We start from the raw sequence: 17,898 nt of genomic DNA, 5'->3' as shown, positions 1-17,898 counted from the left end.
TAACTGAAATATACTTTATTATTTCTAAATCAAAAAAAAGAATCCAAACTAAAGATGAGCCGGATTCTCAAGAAAAGTATTTTAGGGTATTCTTTTATCTTAATATCTCCTCTTTATTTATTCATCTTAAACTGAAGATAAAGGTCATTATACACCCCCGTCCAATAAGGACCAAGGTTAACATAGACTTCATCTTCTTTTATCAGTGCTTCATCAGGATAGTAGGATTTATCTTCACGTACTTCTGCGGGAAGGAGCGCTTCGGCTTTAACATTGGGTGTGGAATAGCCCACATACTCGGCATTGGCAGCTGCATTTTCAGGTTCTTGCATGAAGTTGATGAAAGCATAGGCCGCTTTAGTATTTTTGCTGGTTTTTGGGATAGCCAAGTTATCATACCAGATATTTGTACGCGTAGGTACTACATAATGCAAATGTTCGTTGCTTGAGGTCATCTCTGAGGCTTGACCACTGTAAACAACTGCTAGAGGTGTTTCATTATTAATCATGTAACTCATGATTTCGTCACCGAGAATGGCTTTTACATTGGGTGTAAGCTGTAGGAGCTTGTCATAAGCACGATTAATCTCTGACTGGTTCGTCGTATTCACAGAGCTTCCTGTAGCGATCAAACCCATGCCCATCACATCTCGACTACTGTCTGTGAGGAGGATTGAATTTTTGTAGTCTTTGGACCAAAGGTCCTCCCATTTTGTGGGTGGATGAGTGATGTATTTGTCATTATAAACAATCCCCAAAGTCCCCCAAAAATAGGGCACAGAATAAGTATTTTTAGGGTCAAATGCCGCATCCAAGAGCTTAGGATTATCATAATCAAGGTTTTTAATCTTGGTGTGATCTAAGGGAAGCAAGAGATTTTCTTTGGCCATTTTTTGCACCATATACTCGCTGGGCACCACGATATCGTAAGCCGTGCCTCCTTGTTTAACCTTAGAATACATGGCTTCATTGGAGTCAAATGTCACATAATTCACCTTATAGCCCGACTCTTTTTCAAACTTCGTGAGAAGCTGCGGATCAATATATTCGCCCCAGTTAAAAATAGTTAAGCTGTTGGTAGTGGTTGAAACACCTGTAGCAGCGGACATCCGCCAAGCTGTAACGCCAAGAAGGACAGTGATCGCTAAAATCCCTGTAAGAAAATAGATTAATTTTTTCAAGAGTGCTGTCCTTTCTTAAGTAATATTTGGTGATTTTCCGGCAGTATCTGATTCTCTCATGATTATATAATACCCTATAACCAGTAATATTGAGAAGAGAAATACAATTGCGGATAGGGCATTGATTTCTAACGAGATACCAGCGCGGGCACGTGAATAGATTTCGACAGACATTGTCGTAAAGTCATTCCCTGTGACAAAGAAGGTAACTGCAAAGTCATCGAGCGAGTAAGTGAAAGCCATGAAGAAACCTGCTATAATCCCTGGTGTCAGATAAGGAAGAATTACTTCTTTCAGTGCTTGTGTCTGTGTCGCACCAAGGTCGTAAGCAGCATCTATCAAAGACTTATCCATTTCTTGATAAAGTGGCAAGACCATCAAGACAACAATCGGAATAGAAAAAGCAATATGGCTTAATAAAACGGAGAAAAAGCCAAGCTGCATACCTACCAGTGTAAAAAGAATCAAGAAGCTTGCACCAATAACGACATCCGGTGATACCATCAAAACATTGTTCAAGCCTAAGAAAGTCGTCTTACCTTTGGCTTTAAGATTTTCAATAAACATAGCGCCAAAAGTCCCAATAATCGTCGCAATCAAGGCACTTAAAAAGGCCAAGAAGAAGGTTTGAACGACAATCAAAATCAAACGGCTATCTTGAAAAAGTTCCTTAAAATTGTCTAAGGTAAACCCTGTAAATTGGTTCATGTCCCCGCCTTCATTGAAAGCATAAAAGATCAAGAAAAAGATGGGCGCATAAAGGATAAAGAGCACGAAGCCCAGATAGATTTTTCCGATACGATTTTTACTAGGCATTAGCTCCCCACCTTTCTTTCTCTTGTCAGTAACATAATAATCATCATGGCAACAACCAAGACGATGGCTATTGTTGAACCCATGCCCCAGTTTTGTGTGGTGAGGAAATGCTCTTCGACCGCTGTACCTAGAGTTATCACTTTATTGCCACCAATCAAGCGCGTCAGCATGAAGAGCGATAGACTCGGAATGAAAACCGCTTGGACACCTGAGCGAACACCATTGAGTGATAAGGGCCAAACCACATGAATAAAGGTTTGCCAGCGTGTTGCACCCAAATCATAACTGGCTAAGACAAGATTTTTATCTAAATCCTCAAGGGCATTAAAAATAGGCATCACCATAAAGGGGATAGAAATATAAGTCGCTACAAAGATAAAGCTAAAGTCTGTAAACAAAATCTGTGGACGACCAAGCCCGATAAATTGTAAGAAACTGTTGACAGAGCCATATTTACCAAAGATACCAATAAAGGCATAAGCTTTCAGCAAAAGATTAACCCAAGTAGGCAAGATAATCAACATCAAGAGAAGCTGCTTGTGCTTAAGTTTAGTTAAAACATAAGCTACAGGAAAGCTAATCAAGAGAGTAACAACTGTAATAATCAAAGCATAAAGTATCGAGTTCCAAGTCATCATCAGATAAGTTGAGCTTGTAAAATACTGACTATAGTTAGAAAAGCTAAACTGACCTTGAATATTAAAGAAAGATTGCCAGAGCAAGAGGATAAGAGGGGCTACAACGAACAGTCCTACCCACAGGAAGTAGGGGACAGAGAAAAGTCTTTTGGTCATTCTTCTTCCTCACTTTCCCCGTTTTCTTGCTTATGCAGGATATCGTTTACGGCTTGTGCTAACTCGGTCAAGTCCATTGTGTTTTCCAAGGCTTCCTGGACAGCATCTTTGATGGCTGCCTCTTCTTCTGCGGCTTCTTCTTCGACCGCATTTACGATACCGATAGTTTGTTCTTCTTCCTCAACATACTCTTCAATACGGGCGTCGAATTCTTCTTCGGTTTCGTCAAGACGCATAATGTGTATAGCCTCAGGTTCAAAGGTCAAGCCTACAGTTTCACCGACTAAAGCTTTATGTGTCGAGTGAATCAGCCACTCATTGCCAAAATCATCGTAAGCCACAATCTCATAATGTACACCACGGAAGAGTTGTGTATCAACTTTAACGTTGAATTTTCCTTCATCAGGAAGAGTAAACTCAATATCTTCGGGACGAATGACTACCTCAATCGGCTCATTAGGGCGCATCCCACCATCGACAGCTTCAAATTTCTGACCGTTGAATTCTACAAGATAGTCCTCAATCATGCGGCCGCTAATGATGTTCGACTCCCCAATAAACTCCGCAACAAAATGGTTAATGGGTTCGTCATAAATATCGGTTGGTGTGCCTGACTGGACGATTTGACCTTCATTCATGATGAAAATCCAGTCAGACATAGCTAGAGCTTCTTCCTGGTCATGGGTAACAAAAATAAAGGTAATTCCTAGACTTTGTTGCAGCTCACGCAGTTCATACTGCATGTCCTTGCGGAGCTTCATGTCCAAAGCAGACAAGGATTCATCCAGTAAGAGAACTTTCGGACGGTCGATGATTGCACGCGCAATAGCCACACGCTGTTTCTGACCGCCGGAGAGCTTACTGATGGCACGTTTCTCAAAGCCTTCCAATTGCACCAGCTTGAGACTTTCTGTGACACGTTGCGCAATTTCAGCTTTATTTATTCCCTTTATCTTCAAGGCAAAAGCAACATTATCAAAGACAGTCATGTTGGGAAAAAGAGCATAAGACTGGAAAATCGTATGGACATCACGTTTATTAGTAGGGACATCATTGATGCGCTGACCATCCAAGAAAATATCTCCTGAAGTCGCATCCAAAAGTCCTGCAATAATATTTAAAATTGTTGACTTTCCAGAGCCTGATGCACCAAGTAAAGTGTAAAATTTACCTTCTTCAATTTCAAAAGTAATATCTTTAAGGACCGTTGTGCCACTGTCTTCAAAGGTTTTAGTTACATTTTTGAATTCGATAATGTTTTTTGTCATACTGTTATCCTTAAGGGTGGATTTAGAGTTTTGCTTATCATTGAAGACATGACCGGAATCTCAAAACCGGTCTTAATTAAATAATGAGGCAGAAAAACAATATTTTTTATTTCCTGCTCATTGATGGGCATAGGAGAAAGTAGCTTAGGGCTTTCTACTATTATCTAGCATCTTTAGAAGCACTGGGACAGTGCAGGGTATAAAAAGCAAAAAACGATATTTTTTGTCCTTTTCCCAACAAGATGCTTAAGAAAGAGCCTAACAGGGCTTTTCAATCCTTATGAGTATCTTTACACAAGGACGATAGCTTATGACATTGACAAGCAAAAACGATATTTTTTTATTTGTCAACTAACGAAAGCCTTAGGAAATCTGCCTAGAGATTTCCTTTTGTTAACAGTGCCTTTAGACACTTAATAGCAATAGCCTATTATGACGGCAAAAATCAAAAACGATACTTTTTTTGATTTTTTGACTAATGGGAGGCTTAGGAAATCCTTATAGGGATTTCCGTTTGCTATCAGGGCCTTTAGGCACTTGATAGCAATAGCCAATCATGACGGCAAAAATCAAAAACAATAATTTTTACCTAATGAGATGCTCAGGAAAGGTCCTACAGGACTTTCCGTCCATCATTAGCGCCTTCAGGCGCAATGATGGTAGCATATCAAAAAATCCAAGTGTACACACACTTGGATTCACATTCAATCTTTGATTACATATAAAAAGCAGTCTTACTGCGGAGAGACCGAGTAGTCAACTTTTAGTACTCTTATTGATGCGCGCAAGCGTGTTTCTTGGGTGGAGCCTCTCAACTCCATAAGCAAATCAATTTGCTTAATCAATAAGGCAATAAAATTGCCAATCGGCTGTGACTCTGGCTGTCCGTATGGCCTTAGTTTTCGCTTGTTTATAGCAAAAATGAGTCCTATTTTCTGCCTAGCAGAACTTTTATAATTATAACGTAAATTTTAGTCCTTTGCAAGAGCGAAAGTTTTATAATTTTTTCTTCTCAGAATTGTACAAACTTTCAAAAGACAGCGGAAACTCTGATTTTCATCGCTTACTTGTACCCCTTTAAAGTGAGAAATTCCACTTGCTTTTTACTGAGTTCAAGCATTGTGGATACAGTTTTCAAATCAAATTCCTTTGTAGCTAAAAGACGTTCTGCGGCCAGATTTAGCCCCGCCTTGACTCCCAACTCCAAAACGGGATTGGTTTTATCATTCGAATCCATGATGTATTTATTGTCGGGCAAATCAAAAAGGACTTTTACTGCTCCAAAGAGTTGTTCAAAAGAATCGATTTCAACATCATGCACTTTTTTCTCTTGAGAAATACTGCGGCCACGGTGATTAAACCACATGGTTTTCCACCCGCCATTGTGGCCTCCCATCACATCATTATCATAAGAGTCACCAACATATAAAGTTGTTTCGGGATTCATCCCAAATTGTTGAGCAGCCAAGTTAAAGATTTCTTTTTCTGGTTTTTGGAAACCTGTTGCTTGCGAAACGATTACGTGGCTTGGCTCAACATAATCATACAAGCCAAGTTTGCGAATTTTTTTGAGTTGGTGCTCGGTTGGACCATTAGTAATCACGCCAACTGGAATATTACGTTTTTTCAAAAAGTCTAAAGTCAAACGCATTTCATCAAGCATGGTGATATTTTCTAATTCGTATTCGTAAATTTCTTGAAAATAATCACCGGTAGCGCGTGAAATTTCTGGATAGCCCAAGTCTTTGAGTGTTTCATTTGTACGATAAAAACGGAAATACTCAATCTCCCAGTCACCCGCAATAACTTTAGGAAAACCAAGGTCTGAATAGTGACGGTAGCGAATATAAGCTTTATTCATATCCGCCATATCAAAGTCTGGGAAGACCTTAGAAATGGCCCGTCTAAACGGTGCCTGCTGGTCATAAATTGTATCGTCAACGTCAAAAACTATTGCATTAATCATTTTCCTGTTTTTATCTTTCCAATTTTTCACCGATAATACGGACTTCTGCTTCGAGTGTCAATCCAGAGTTTTCCTTGACATGCTCAATAACATAAGCAATTAAGTTTTCATAATCTGTAGCCGTACCGTGATCTACGTTTACCATAAAGCCGGCATGTTTTTTGGATACTTCCACACCACCGATACGGACTCCTTGCATGCCTGCTTCTTGGATAAGCTGTCCAGCAAAATGTCCGGCAGGACGTTTGAATACTGAGCCACAACTTGGATATTCGAGCGGTTGTTTACTTTCACGCAAGCCTGTTAAACGGTCCATCTCCGCCTTGATGACTGCTGCATCACCGACTTGGAGTTTAAACTGTGCCGAAACAACAATCAAGTTTTCCTCACGGATCACAGAATGACGGTAGCCGAATTTCATTTCATCGGCTTGCAGCACACGGAGAATGCCATCTTGGTCAATGACTGTACAGTTGAGCAGAACGTGGGCAATTTCACCATTATAAGCACCGGCGTTCATAAAGACAGCCCCACCGACAGAACCTGGAATACCACAAGCAAACTCAAACCCAGTTAGAGAATGCTCTAGAGCAACATGTGTCGTATCAATCAGTTTTGCTCCTGCCTCAGCGGTAACAACATTCCCATTTACTTCAATATGATTCATTTTTTCAAGTAAGATAACTAAGCCACGAATCCCGCCATCACGAACGATTAAGTTTGAGGCGTTACCCAAAACGGTAATCGGCGTACCTGCTGCCCGTGCTAAGTCAAGCAAGGCACTTAATTCTTCACTTGAAGCGGGAAAAGCAAGAAAATCTGCCGGTCCGCCAACTTTAGTGTAAGTGTAATTTGACAATGGCTCATCATATTTGACAAGCAAATCAGGAAATTTTTCGAAATCAGATTTTTTTAGCATAGAATCATTTTACCATAATTTAGAAATATGACGGGAAAAATAAAAAAAAAAAACGAGAGTTTTTTCAGACTGTAGACAGAGTCTAACTTGCCCTTATGACAAAGCTCTCAATTTTTCAAGTTGTTGGGCAAAGATGTCTGGTACATCTACTTGAAACTCCATCAGTTCCCCTGTTGTTGGATGCTCAAAACCCAATGTCTCCGCATGAAGAAATTGCCCAAGGTTTGGTATGAGCGTTTTACTTGGTCCGTAAAGTGGATCTCCAGCTATAGGAAAACCAATGTAGGCCATATGCACACGAATCTGATGAGTTCGTCCAGTTTCAAGTTCAAGGGCAAGCAAGGTATATCCTGGGAAACGCTCCAGCACGGTAAAGCGTGTTTTTGCAGCTTTTCCTCCAGCGACAACTGCTTGTTTTTTTCGCTCCTTAGGATTCCGACCAATCGGTGCCTCAATTGTACCTTTTTCATTCGGTACTTCACCATGTACCAGCGCAATATAGCGACGTTTATTGGTTTTTGCTTTGAGCTGTGCGGCTAAAGATTCATGCGCGACATCATTTTTGGCAATCATCAGCAGACCAGAGGTGTCTTTGTCTATGCGATGCACAATTCCAGGACGAATTACACCATTGATGGAGGAAAGATCTTTGATATGAAACATGATGGCATTGACTAAAGTTCCCGAAGTATGCCCTGCGCTTGGATGAACAACCATTCCTTGAGGTTTATTAATTACTGCTACATCTGCATCCTCATAGACAATATCCAAAGGGATATCCTCAGCTTGGATATCAAGGACAGCAATTTCTGGCAGTTCATAAGTAATCGCCTCACCTGCTTTTACCTTGTATTTTGCTTTCTTCACTTGTCCCTCTACGCTCACCTTACCTTCACGAATTAAGTCTATCACTACTGAACGTGAGACTTTGCTAAGGTTCGCCAAGGCCTTATCCAAGCGTAAACCAGCATTTGCTTCGTCAATAATTACTACTGCCATTTATTCTACCTCTTTGTCTAAAATAATCGCGATGAAAAGCACTACAAAACCCACAGAGAGTAGTATATCCGCGATATTAAATATTGGAAAATTGATAAAGTCAGTCTGAAACATGTCCACCACAAAAGATTGGCGTACACGGTCAATAAAGTTTCCGAGCGCTCCAGAAATAATCAAAGTCAGTGCTACAAAATACCAGTTCTGATTTATCTTTTTGTAGAGAAAATAGACAGCGGCAGCAAGGACAATGGGTGTTAGTATGAGAAAAAACCACTGTTTGCCTTCCAGAAGCGACCAGGCGGCGCCTTCATTTCGAAGATAGGTTAGACTGAGAATACCAGGAATAAATGCCTGTTCGCCTCCCAGTGGAATATTGGAGACAGTCCAAGCTTTCATCAGTTGGTCTGCAAGTATTCCGAGGAGTATTAGGCCGAGGGAGATTATTTTTTTCATATTGTTTATTATAACAGAATTATCGTTCTGACTCTAGGTTAATCTTGGTGTTGTCTATGGCAAACGTAGGGAGCCCTTTATTGGAGTAATGACGTTAGTCACGCGTGTTGAATGTCTTTGACTTGGGAAGGCCATATTATAAAAAAACAGCACACATGCTGTCCTATTGCATTTACACTTATTCCCAAATCACCTGACGCAGATTATCCACTGCCGTCACCCAGGTCTGCCCGGATTTGAGAGGGATGTTTTGTCCTTGCTCATCGGTAAAACTGATATTGGTCTGCGCATCTGGTTTGGACCATTTTCCTTCTTGCACCTTACCATTTTGGAAAATATATGCCTTTCCGGTGCCTGTCATTTCAATATCCATATGATTACCATCTGCTGACAAGCTTTGATTAACCATAATAGCTATTACGACATCTGGTGACACTTGTCCTTTTTCTCGGTCCTGATGGGCTTCGCCGCCTTGAAAACGTTTATAGGTGTTGCTTGGAGTATCATATTGATATCCCACGGCAAAGATTCCTGTAGAAACTGGGATTTGAATATGATGTGCAATAGGCAAACCACTTGAATCCTGATTTTCCATCTTTTCCGTACTAAGTGGCAGGCGTTTCCAGACTTCAAAATCGGATTTTTTCTTCTCCAACTTCTCCATATACGCATCCAATCCATTCGTATTCGTGTACATATTATGCGGAGCGATTCGGTCATCTGAACGCCAGAAAATTCCAGCTGGGGCTCTAAACTGATCCAAGTCTGTGACATAATTTCCAGACTTCACCATGTCTAAAGCCAGTTCTGAACCACCTACATGGGCCAATCCTGCATCAAAACCAGCTGCCCATTCCACAAAGTAAGGGCGGATAGAGCGAACTGGACCAATCAAGTCTGGTTGCTTCTCTTGATACATTGCGACAAAACGGGTAATTCCTCCCTCAGCCACTACTTCAAAAACTACACCTGCCTCCTTAAGTCCCGACTGCGGACGTGCTTCTGGTGAATTTTCTACCACGACAGCTGTTATGGGACGTTTTGCCTTTTCAGCAGTCGTTTCGAGCCCAGTCAAATCAGCCCTGACCAACTGAGGTTCTTCTTTTTTTACTTCCTGATTTTTCTCCTCTTGGTGCGTAGTTTTAGGAGCAAACACCTTTGTCTGCCAAGCAAAAACACCTGCTGCACCAATTAACAAGATTGCGATGATAGCGATTACTTTTTATTCATGCTATTATTATAGCAGAAAAGTACCTTATCAAAAGCATTATGGATATAAAGAAGCTACAATAAAAGTCTTATTTCCTTTTATTGGATAGTCTGTCTGAAAACTCAAAAGAGGCTATTGGTAGGAGGAGCGCAAGATAAGGGAGGAAATACCTCGGCTGTGTTTCCCAAAGAAACTGATGAAAAACAGTGCCACCAAAGAAGATGAGAAGCAGCAAAAATGCCTCTAGATTTGGTCTAAATTTTTTTCTAACCAAAAAGAGACCTGTGCTTAATACTATGAGAATTAAGAAGGGCCTTTCAATGAAGTGGGTAAAAGACCTTGTCTTGACGAGAAAGGCTGTAACCGGACTTCTGAACGACCAGCGATTCCTTTCGAAGTCTGTCAAGGCTACTGATGGGATTGCCTGTATAAGTGCGAGACTTTCTACAGGCAATCTTTCATACATTTCTTGCTGGTTCTCATAGCTCTGTCTCATGAGGTAATTTCCGGATAGGGACGGATCTCCCCATGAAACGATAGCTTTTTTTCCGAAGAATGCAAGCGTTTGTCGCGGATTTTGCATCATCTGGCTCAATCGCTTACTGATAAATTCTCTATAAATTTTCTCTCTGGCTGAGCGATTACGGAGAAAATCTTGTCGTGAAACTTGACCGTGCTTCTTTTTGTATTGGTCAAAGGCCCAGCTTTCAAAATCATTGAACATCCCAGGCTGCTTATAACGATAACCTTCCAGTGTCTTCGCGTCTGCCAAAGCCATCGCAACCCAAGAAATGGAAGGCTGGGCATAGTTTGTTCTATAATTTGAAATCATTTTAGGTGCGAAAAAGTGAAAACTGGTACTGAGACTCAGAGCGATTAAAACAGGTAGGAAAGCCAGACGATGGTTGCCATCAAACTTCCTGTCCCTCACAGCCCTCAAGAGTAGATAATAGATACCTATGCCGATAATAAAAATAAGCACGTTTGTCCGAAGTACATAGGCCAAACCTAGTGACAGACCTGAAAGTACAAGAGTAAAAATTTTTGGTGATTCCTTTACAAACCTTAGAAGAGACAGAAGGGCAAAGAGAACCAGCGCCAAACTTATCAGGTCGTTGTATAAATAGGAAATCACCCAAAAATAAGGCAAAGCAAAGAACATAAGTTGAATGGCAATTCTTTCAGAACTTGTATTATACAAGAGTCCCGTGATTTTCGGAATAAATGTGCAAATACCAACAACTGAAATCACATTTACCACATACATGATGGGCCAAGCGCCTCTTCCAAAAACTTTAAAAATCACTTGATAAATCAGGACTAAACCTAGATTATTCGGATAATACTCTGCATAAGGAATTGTAAGCCAACTGTCCACAAGAAAGCCATTAATGACACTCCAAGCATCTGAAAAAGGGGGACTAAAAAATAAAAAAATTATGATTATCCCAAATACACTTGCGTAGATTGTCAGTAGCTTTTGAAGTGTTCTGGTCGAAAGATTCAAAATTTCAACCCAACGATGAATCCCATATTGCAGCAGGAGAAATGCGAGAAAAGATCCAGCTACAAAGAAGGGATTATTGAAACGAATAACGTTTGACTCTGCTTGGTCAAATGAAAAGAAAAACTGAATCAGCAAAATCCCCAAAAGTGCAAGAGCACTTAAAAAGGACAGCACCAGAGTAAAATATTTAACACTATTTTTTCTGCTTTTTCCCACGTGTTCCATTCCTCTCTTCCTTCCTAGACTCCATGCACCGTTTTGTCACTTTCTTGTTCAAACTGCGGCTCCTTTTTGTCTTTGTCCATTATCTTCACAAAAAACGGGACATATTTCCTTGCATTTTGTGAGGGCTTGCAGTCTTGATTTTCTTGGTTTTGCTACTGATTTTTAGCAGTTCATATTTTTTCCTTACAGTCAACACTCTGGGATAATTTACAATTAACCTTCACATTTTAGCTTGAAAATAAGAGAAAAACATGTGGTTTACTTTTCCGTTTTTGACTGCATCAATCTACCTTTCATTTCTTACTCAATTTCATGTATACTCGCTCTTTTATTCCTTTATTTTTGCCCCCGCGAAATGGCTCTCGTTTATATTCACGAAAGCCAAGTTTCTCATAGGTTTTTATTGCAGCAATATTGTTATCCATGACATCGAGTAAAAATTCATCATATTGCTCACTTTGTTTGACAATTTCAAGCAAAATTTTCTTTGAAATGCCTCTTCCTCGCACAGAATCAAGCACGCCGACAAATTCGATATAGCCTGTTGTCTTAGGATAGGGAAGTGTCTTGGCAAATTCAGAATTGAAAATAAAAGAGGCAATCAGCCCACGCATCAATCCAAAATTTTTTATACATTTCTTTCTATCTGGTGTAAAAGCTCTTCCACTATCGTCAGAACAAGCCGCAATCCCCAGCACTTCTTCTCCTTCAAGCCAAATCCAAAAACGCTCGGCATGGATACCCTGTTCAAAGACCGCGATAAGGCTTTCTTGATTTTTGGAGAGCACACTTAGTTCTTCCTTATAGCTATTTGCGATTGTTTTTGCTATTTTTCTTTTTTCATCAGGTAATGCTTGTCTGATTATATGACTCATATTTTAACCTCAGCTTTTCTTCCTATATAAATGCAAGGTGCAGCTTCCTCATAATCTCCATCTTATTCAGCCTAGAAATAAATAAGCAACTGCGATAGATAAGACTATCGTCATTAAATCATGCACAAGCAATCCAACCCTTAGATTTCTGTTTTTCTTTTCTAGCGTTTCAAGTCTATCTTTAAGTTTTTCAATTTCCATGTGTTCTCCTCTAAATACCATCTATAAGTCTATCTCTTTTTTGCTCAAAAATTTTAGATGTTTAGAGTCAATCCTCCCGTATAAGTTTCTCCTGCTTTACGATTCATGCCAAAAACAAAGGCGATTTTTGGTGCATCCTTCAATACTTTACCATAAATCACGCCTGTTGTTCCTTCTTTTTTGTGCACCTTTTTCCCCTTCAAATCGTTCGTATCCATTTCAATCACCTGACTGTTTTTATTGTCCAGCACTTGTGCTAAGCTTATTCTGTCCTGAGCAAAGTCCCTCAAGTCAATCGTTTGATCTGTTTTATTGTTGAATGTAAATGTAACTTTTAAAACTTGCTCACCTGAACTATCGTCTATTACTTTCCAATCTTGAACTTTTATGTCTTGTTTTTCTCCGCTTATCTGATGCGCTGAATTTGTATATATCAACTGTTCATCTTTTAAGTTTTCTTCACTTTGTTGGACTTCTTTTTCTGCTTCTTCGGGCTTTTCTTCGGATTTTTGGGATTGAATTTCTGCTTGTTCTTCATTTGAAGAGAGAAATGTATATGCTGCGCTTGTTCCTACAACTAAAAGTAAAGTAAAAGCCGTTCCTACAATTATCTTTTTCTTCATCTTTATCACAAATTTTTCCTTTTCATATTTCGCTTTTAGAACTATTTTAGCACAAGAGAAATGTTAACGCAATGTAACGTAAATATAAAATTAAAAAATGTAATCATTATTAAAAATCAAACGACTGTAGTTCAGACAGAATAAAAAAGGAAGAAAGGATGCAAATGTTGCACAAAGACTTTTGAAAAAGCTTCCTTTTCCAAACTCAACAGCTGGATCAGAAGCTCACCCGGCCCTTACTCATCAAGCTGAAAGAAAGAGGAATCCTCCTTTAGATAGTGTTTGCCTGATGTGAGGTCATACTGAATGATTTTTAACTCCTCGATGCGTTCTTGCTGCGCTTCACTTAAACTTACCTGAGCCGATAAAGCAGAGTTATACTCTGAGGGCAGCTCCCACATGATGCTTGATAAAAGTGCATAGTAGGGGGAAACTTTTGCACCTACAGTTTCAAGCAAAGCTGGCGCAAATTCTGCAGCGTTTAAGTCGCCTTGCTTATTGCTTGTATTTCCCTTATTTGTCCAGATAAAATAATCCGTCTGATAGGCTTTAAAAGGTTCTGTTTTTAGACTCGGATAGTCTATCGGAAAGACATTCGAAAGATGGTCACCGTAAAAGACAACTGTGATTTTTTTATCCATCTTCTCTAACTCTTCCAAGAAAGCTTTTGTCTCCCTATCGGTATCAGAAATTTTGCGCACATAGTTTTGCAAGTGTTTATTCTGTTCGCTTGTGTGCCCTTCCCCCACTGCTGTTAAGCTGGAAGAACCAGAATAATTTTCATAGGACATATGGTTTTGCATGGTCAAAACGCTAAAGAACTGTGACTGTGCAGGATTTATCTTATCTAACACCTCTTGATAAACTTGTGCATCTGTCACATAACCGTCCAATTTTTCTTGATTGATCAATATATCTGCCTTGTCCGTGTTTGATAGGGCATAAAAATGATCAAAGCCAAGTTTTTTATAGATTGTATTACGGTTATAGTTAGCTCCATTTTCAGGATGAAGTGCAATCTTCTCTGGGAAGAAATTAGAGATAGCCGGAATAAACGGCATACTTGGAAACACATCAGAATTAATGGTCGAGATGTTACTGGAGTAATTGACCATGGGAAGACCACTAAGCGATTGTGCCTCCATATTTGCTGTTCCACCTGCGAAACTATTGGAATACATCAAGCCTCCCGTTGCGTTTGCCTTTATCAAATCAATATTTTTCAGAGGATTATCTGAGAGGTTTGCGCCTTTGATACGATTAGGGTTTGATAGAGATTCACTTAAAATGTAGATTACCGTTTGATCTGCGATATTTTCTGAGCGACTTTGATTGATTTCATCAGCCTCTTTCCTGTATTTTTGGATAATTTCCTCTATCTTGGCTTGGCTATATCCCGCAGGCTCCTCCATAGCTTTACCATAGATTTTCTTCAACCAAACATAAGAAAGCGACTTGTCTCTGGCTAACTTTGCTGAGCCGCGCCACAAAAGACTGCCGTTATATCTTTGGACATATTGGCTGAGGAGGGGAAAGTTCACCTGTTCATCTGGTGTATTAAGATTTTTGAAATTCTGCATCAAAGGAAAGTAAAGCGAGAAAATCAAAAGCAGAGTGACCGCTCTTGTTTTCCAATCCATGATTTTTCCCTTAAAAAATCTTCTGTTTAAGAGAATTGCAAGTAAAACAAGGCTGAGTAAGGCGAAAAGTGCCAGCAAAATCAACTTTATATCAACAAAAGTAAGCAAGGACTGTATGTTGGTTAGCCAAGAAAGTTCTGAAACATATATAGGCTCTTGCCGCACCGAAAATTTCATGGCATTTCCTAAGCTAAATCCCCCAAAAATAAACATAATCACTGCTGTAGTAATCATATAACGGTTAATCAGCACATAAAGAAACATAAACGCCAGGGTTAAAACAAAAACTTGAAATAGGCTTATCCCAGTCACAACATAGCCATAATACATAGGCCCTTCATCTACTCTCATCCCTGATTGGATAAGAGAGTTAAAAACAAATGCCAATAAAAGGCTCGTTGTTAAGGAAAGGGGGAAGTTGGCACTGTTACTTTTAAAGGCTTGAATCCCCTTGACGATAAAGAAACTGAGTACACAAAGGATAACAAATACGAGGAGAATGTTTCCAAAAAGAGAGATAAAGTCAGAACTCCCTAAAATATTTTCATCGGCATAAACCAGATCAAGCATGGCCTCTGAATGGACTGGGCTAAATAATATATCCCAAATGAGGCGTTCTGTCATACTGTCAAGAAAGACCAAGCTTACAAGAACTGTCATATAAACATGTTCGACCTCTATGTCTGCCACAACATCCAAAATTTTCCATGCGCTTCTCTTATCTGGAATACGTGCCACTAGAGAAATAGCTAAAAGCATCGCAAAGACTAGAGGAAGATAAAACTCCACTAAAAGTCCTAAATTTAGAGAAGTGTAGTCAAACTCAAAAGTTTTGTTGTTGATATTTTCTGTCAAAATCATCGAAAGATGAAAAATATAATAGGCAAGAAAAATTATGGGGAGTACAGAAACCCTCCTCCAACTCAGCTTTTCTCCCCTTTCAAAATAATTTCCCTCCCAAGTGAGCCATATCTTTTTATTTTTGATAAAAACAAGGACCAGATAAGCAAAGCTTAAAAGTCCTATCAGACGATAAACCAAAACCACAACAGCCACAGGAGCTGAATATTCCACCCCTTCGGGCAAAATATCAGAAAAGACCAAGCTGGATAAACCTATAAAAAGAAGCATCAGAGCTAGGGCCTTCAGCATATTATTCTTTTTCATTATTACATTTCCTTTACAATATGAAATCGATTATAACATGCTCTCTGGTATTTACATAGGATTACGCAAATTTTTATGCTCTGCAAATAATTTTGAAAAACACACACAGATTTTGACGTTTTTTTCTTCTACATAAAGACAAAACAAAAGATGCCCTGCATAAGGCATCCTCAAACTTTATTTACCTCCAAACACCAAACGTTCACGTCTATCGTTGGCAATAGGCTCCACATCACTCACTTTATTAATGATGGCTGAAGCAATCTCTTCCTGAATAATTCCAACCTCAGCCAGCCAGGCCGCATAACCAATAAGTGTCGTAAAAATGCTCATGTAGTCCATTATCGCGTACCGCTCTTTGCTGGCAAACTCGTCCAAGATGTGCGCCGCAAAAGAATTTCCCGTCATTTGCGAAACTGGTAACATGTACTTGGCATACCACTCAAAGATGAAGAAAGACTTGCTTGATAATATGCATGCTACTTGTATTATTTGTTTTTCAATCCAACTAATTCCCGTTGCTTGCGATTGGCATCATCTGCAAAAAACTTAAAGACGGTTTTAACTTCCTTAGCTGTTGCCTCACTTGAAAGTTTTCCAAGGCTTGAACCGTATTTTTTAGCAATTTCTTTTACTTTTTCTTTTTCAGTCATTTAATTTTTCCTCCAATTCTTCGTGAGTATAATTTTGAGTGAGAATGAGTTCAACATTCTCTGCATCAAAATGGACATCAGCAACATCATTATTAAAATCTTTTAAAACAATATTTAATTCAATATCCGGATACTTAGCCTTTGCCTTTATAATATTTTCTCTTGCTTTGAAAAATGCATGGACGAAAGTTGATTTAGGAACAACACGTCCTTCAACTTCTTCACGCTTTTTAGTAAAATCCCATGCAATCAATGGCTCTTGATACACATAAAATATTAATGTCTTAAAATTATTTTTTAGAGCCCTTTTAATATTATTATTAGAACTTCTCAAAGCAAACGTTGCATCCAAAATAAATGAATATCCATGTTCAATCATATATTTAAATGCTTGTTCTACCAACCATGAAGCAGCTTTTTGAAATTCACTTGAATTCTTTCCGTTATAACTAGGAAATTTTGAGCGAAAATAATCCGCATCAATTACAACGTAATCTGGATAAATGGATGCAACAGAAGCTGCAACTTCGCTTTTACCTGCACCAGGACTCCCAGCCATAAACACAGCAGTTTTATCTTCAAGTCGTTTTTTATTGGCTACAATGTCAGAAATTAATTGATTTTTATGTGTTTTTGCATAATCTAAGTGAACATCAAACTGCTCCCCCATTCCCACTTCCCCCGATTTCTTGATATGTCTATCTTAACATATTTTTTAAAGTCTGACTTCTAAATTATTGCAGAAAAGATCTTCACGAATATCCTCAGGAGAGTAAATAGATTAACGTATCATATTATTGAATCCAATGCTGCTTGAATTTCCAAAATGCCTCTTTTCTATAAAAACATTCTGAATAAAAACCCCAAAGTCTACAAGTTTGTTTCTTGCTCCTTATCCTACATATGGATTAAAAACTATTTTTTCAGTTTGCTTCCTCCACAAAGATGGATACAGAAGGTTTAGGAGGATAGTCACTATAATATAAACATAGTCTAGCATAATATGTTCTTCTATAATTTCAACTTAGAATTTCATGTTCCAGAGAATGATGCGGCTTTAACTCAGCAGTTGGTTAATCATATTTTCTTGCATAAGATGACCCTCCACAAGAGAAACTAAAAGGCATGACAACCTTAGAAATTCGGAAGGCATGCCTTATTGAGAATTTTAGAGAAACTTTTTACCGTTTATTTCCATCAGGGCTTGAAAGTCCTCAAACTTATTTACCTCCAAACACCAAACGTTCACGTCTATCGTTGGCAATAGCCTCCACATCACTCACTTTATTAATGATGGCTGAAGCAATTTCTTCTTGAATAATTCCAACCTCAGCCAGCCAGGCCGCATAACCAATAAGTGTCGTAAAAATGCTCATATAGTCCATTATCGCGTACCGCTCT

18 protein-coding genes are annotated in these 17,898 nt (G+C 39.1%); all 18 read right to left on the bottom strand.

The window, feature by feature from the left end; translation table 11 throughout:
• Positions 1 to 113 precede the first annotated feature (113 nt).
• Entirely contained in the window at positions 114 to 1,181 is a 1,068-nt protein-coding gene (locus B4H39_RS00500; RefSeq protein ID WP_251422634.1) for an ABC transporter substrate-binding protein, read from the bottom strand.
• Between the two features lie 15 nt (positions 1,182 to 1,196).
• Positions 1,197 to 1,997 carry an ABC transporter permease gene (locus tag B4H39_RS00495; protein ID WP_202231007.1) on the bottom strand — a complete coding sequence of 267 codons (801 nt, stop codon included), beginning with the start codon at positions 1,995 to 1,997 and terminating at the stop codon, positions 1,197 to 1,199.
• Positions 1,997 to 2,791, bottom strand: coding sequence for an ABC transporter permease (locus tag B4H39_RS00490; protein ID WP_251422637.1), 795 nt, complete (start codon positions 2,789 to 2,791; stop codon positions 1,997 to 1,999). Before B4H39_RS00490 ends, B4H39_RS00495 begins: the two co-directional genes overlap by 1 nt.
• On the bottom strand, positions 2,788 to 4,059 hold the full coding sequence (locus B4H39_RS00485) for an ABC transporter ATP-binding protein (protein ID WP_202231005.1): 1,272 nt from the start codon (positions 4,057 to 4,059) through the stop codon (positions 2,788 to 2,790). Before B4H39_RS00485 ends, B4H39_RS00490 begins: the two co-directional genes overlap by 4 nt.
• 1,063 nt (positions 4,060 to 5,122) lie before the next feature.
• Entirely contained in the window at positions 5,123 to 6,025 is a 903-nt protein-coding gene (locus tag B4H39_RS00480) for an HAD family hydrolase (RefSeq protein WP_202231004.1), read from the bottom strand.
• 10 nt (positions 6,026 to 6,035) lie between these two features.
• On the bottom strand, positions 6,036 to 6,944 hold the full coding sequence (gene murB, locus B4H39_RS00475) for a UDP-N-acetylmuramate dehydrogenase (RefSeq protein WP_251422640.1): 909 nt from the start codon (positions 6,942 to 6,944) through the stop codon (positions 6,036 to 6,038).
• A 93-nt stretch (positions 6,945 to 7,037) separates the two neighbouring features.
• Positions 7,038 to 7,943 carry an RluA family pseudouridine synthase gene (locus B4H39_RS00470; RefSeq protein ID WP_251422643.1) on the bottom strand — a complete coding sequence of 302 codons (906 nt, stop codon included), beginning with the start codon at positions 7,941 to 7,943 and terminating at the stop codon, positions 7,038 to 7,040.
• A complete protein-coding gene (lspA, locus tag B4H39_RS00465) occupies positions 7,944 to 8,396 on the bottom strand; it encodes a signal peptidase II (protein WP_251422646.1) in 453 nt (150 codons plus the stop codon).
• Between the two features lie 178 nt (positions 8,397 to 8,574).
• Positions 8,575 to 9,594 (bottom strand): DUF3048 domain-containing protein, encoded by a 1,020-nt coding sequence (locus B4H39_RS00460; RefSeq protein ID WP_286927471.1) that lies wholly within the window; start codon positions 9,592 to 9,594, stop codon positions 8,575 to 8,577.
• A gap of 100 nt (positions 9,595 to 9,694) precedes the next feature.
• Entirely contained in the window at positions 9,695 to 11,329 is a 1,635-nt protein-coding gene (locus B4H39_RS00455; protein ID WP_251422652.1) for a glycosyltransferase family 39 protein, read from the bottom strand.
• Positions 11,330 to 11,631: 302 nt separating this feature from the next.
• Positions 11,632 to 12,213 (bottom strand): GNAT family N-acetyltransferase, encoded by a 582-nt coding sequence (locus B4H39_RS00450; protein ID WP_251422655.1) that lies wholly within the window; start codon positions 12,211 to 12,213, stop codon positions 11,632 to 11,634.
• Between the two features lie 66 nt (positions 12,214 to 12,279).
• Positions 12,280 to 12,414 (bottom strand): hypothetical protein, encoded by a 135-nt coding sequence (locus B4H39_RS00445; RefSeq protein WP_271327961.1) that lies wholly within the window; start codon positions 12,412 to 12,414, stop codon positions 12,280 to 12,282.
• 53 nt (positions 12,415 to 12,467) lie between these two features.
• Positions 12,468 to 13,046, bottom strand: a complete 579-nt coding sequence (locus tag B4H39_RS00440; protein ID WP_271327962.1) for a hypothetical protein — start codon at positions 13,044 to 13,046, stop codon at positions 12,468 to 12,470.
• A gap of 227 nt (positions 13,047 to 13,273) precedes the next feature.
• On the bottom strand, positions 13,274 to 15,844 hold the full coding sequence (locus tag B4H39_RS00435) for an LTA synthase family protein (protein ID WP_251422661.1): 2,571 nt from the start codon (positions 15,842 to 15,844) through the stop codon (positions 13,274 to 13,276).
• Positions 15,845 to 16,021: 177 nt separating this feature from the next.
• Positions 16,022 to 16,270 carry a hypothetical protein gene (locus B4H39_RS00430; RefSeq protein ID WP_251422663.1) on the bottom strand — a complete coding sequence of 83 codons (249 nt, stop codon included), beginning with the start codon at positions 16,268 to 16,270 and terminating at the stop codon, positions 16,022 to 16,024.
• 62 nt (positions 16,271 to 16,332) lie between these two features.
• On the bottom strand, positions 16,333 to 16,497 hold the full coding sequence (locus tag B4H39_RS00425) for a hypothetical protein (protein WP_251422666.1): 165 nt from the start codon (positions 16,495 to 16,497) through the stop codon (positions 16,333 to 16,335).
• Positions 16,490 to 17,167 carry a zeta toxin family protein gene (locus B4H39_RS00420; RefSeq protein WP_251422669.1) on the bottom strand — a complete coding sequence of 226 codons (678 nt, stop codon included), beginning with the start codon at positions 17,165 to 17,167 and terminating at the stop codon, positions 16,490 to 16,492. The genes B4H39_RS00425 and B4H39_RS00420 overlap by 8 nt, the downstream gene beginning before the upstream one ends.
• 550 nt (positions 17,168 to 17,717) lie before the next feature.
• A partial coding sequence (locus B4H39_RS00415; protein ID WP_286927470.1) for a hypothetical protein occupies positions 17,718 to 17,898 on the bottom strand: 181 nt, incomplete at its 5' end.

This window comes from Lactococcus sp. UBA7128, from assembly GCF_002492185.1.
GTDB lineage: Bacteria > Bacillota > Bacilli > Lactobacillales > Streptococcaceae > Lactococcus > Lactococcus muris.
This window is presented reverse-complemented; position numbering and strand designations above follow the sequence as displayed.

What these genes read in the sequence shown, in the direction of transcription:
- B4H39_RS00430 (WP_251422663.1), bottom strand. Translation starts at nt 16,270, where the DNA reads ATGTTACCAGTTTCGCAAATGACGGGAAATTCTTTTGCGGCGCACATC.
- B4H39_RS00450 (WP_251422655.1), bottom strand. Translation starts at nt 12,213, where the DNA reads ATGAGTCATATAATCAGACAAGCATTACCTGATGAAAAAAGAAAAATA.
- B4H39_RS00425 (WP_251422666.1), bottom strand. Translation starts at nt 16,497, where the DNA reads ATGACTGAAAAAGAAAAAGTAAAAGAAATTGCTAAAAAATACGGTTCA.
- B4H39_RS00445 (WP_271327961.1), bottom strand. Translation starts at nt 12,414, where the DNA reads ATGGAAATTGAAAAACTTAAAGATAGACTTGAAACGCTAGAAAAGAAA.
- murB (WP_251422640.1), bottom strand. Translation starts at nt 6,944, where the DNA reads ATGCTAAAAAAATCTGATTTCGAAAAATTTCCTGATTTGCTTGTCAAA.
- B4H39_RS00470 (WP_251422643.1), bottom strand. Translation starts at nt 7,943, where the DNA reads ATGGCAGTAGTAATTATTGACGAAGCAAATGCTGGTTTACGCTTGGAT.
- B4H39_RS00420 (WP_251422669.1), bottom strand. Translation starts at nt 17,167, where the DNA reads ATGGGGGAGCAGTTTGATGTTCACTTAGATTATGCAAAAACACATAAA.
- B4H39_RS00480 (WP_202231004.1), bottom strand. Translation starts at nt 6,025, where the DNA reads ATGATTAATGCAATAGTTTTTGACGTTGACGATACAATTTATGACCAG.
- B4H39_RS00495 (WP_202231007.1), bottom strand. Translation starts at nt 1,997, where the DNA reads ATGCCTAGTAAAAATCGTATCGGAAAAATCTATCTGGGCTTCGTGCTC.
- B4H39_RS00490 (WP_251422637.1), bottom strand. Translation starts at nt 2,791, where the DNA reads ATGACCAAAAGACTTTTCTCTGTCCCCTACTTCCTGTGGGTAGGACTG.
- B4H39_RS00485 (WP_202231005.1), bottom strand. Translation starts at nt 4,059, where the DNA reads ATGACAAAAAACATTATCGAATTCAAAAATGTAACTAAAACCTTTGAA.
- B4H39_RS00435 (WP_251422661.1), bottom strand. Translation starts at nt 15,844, where the DNA reads ATGAAAAAGAATAATATGCTGAAGGCCCTAGCTCTGATGCTTCTTTTT.
- lspA (WP_251422646.1), bottom strand. Translation starts at nt 8,396, where the DNA reads ATGAAAAAAATAATCTCCCTCGGCCTAATACTCCTCGGAATACTTGCA.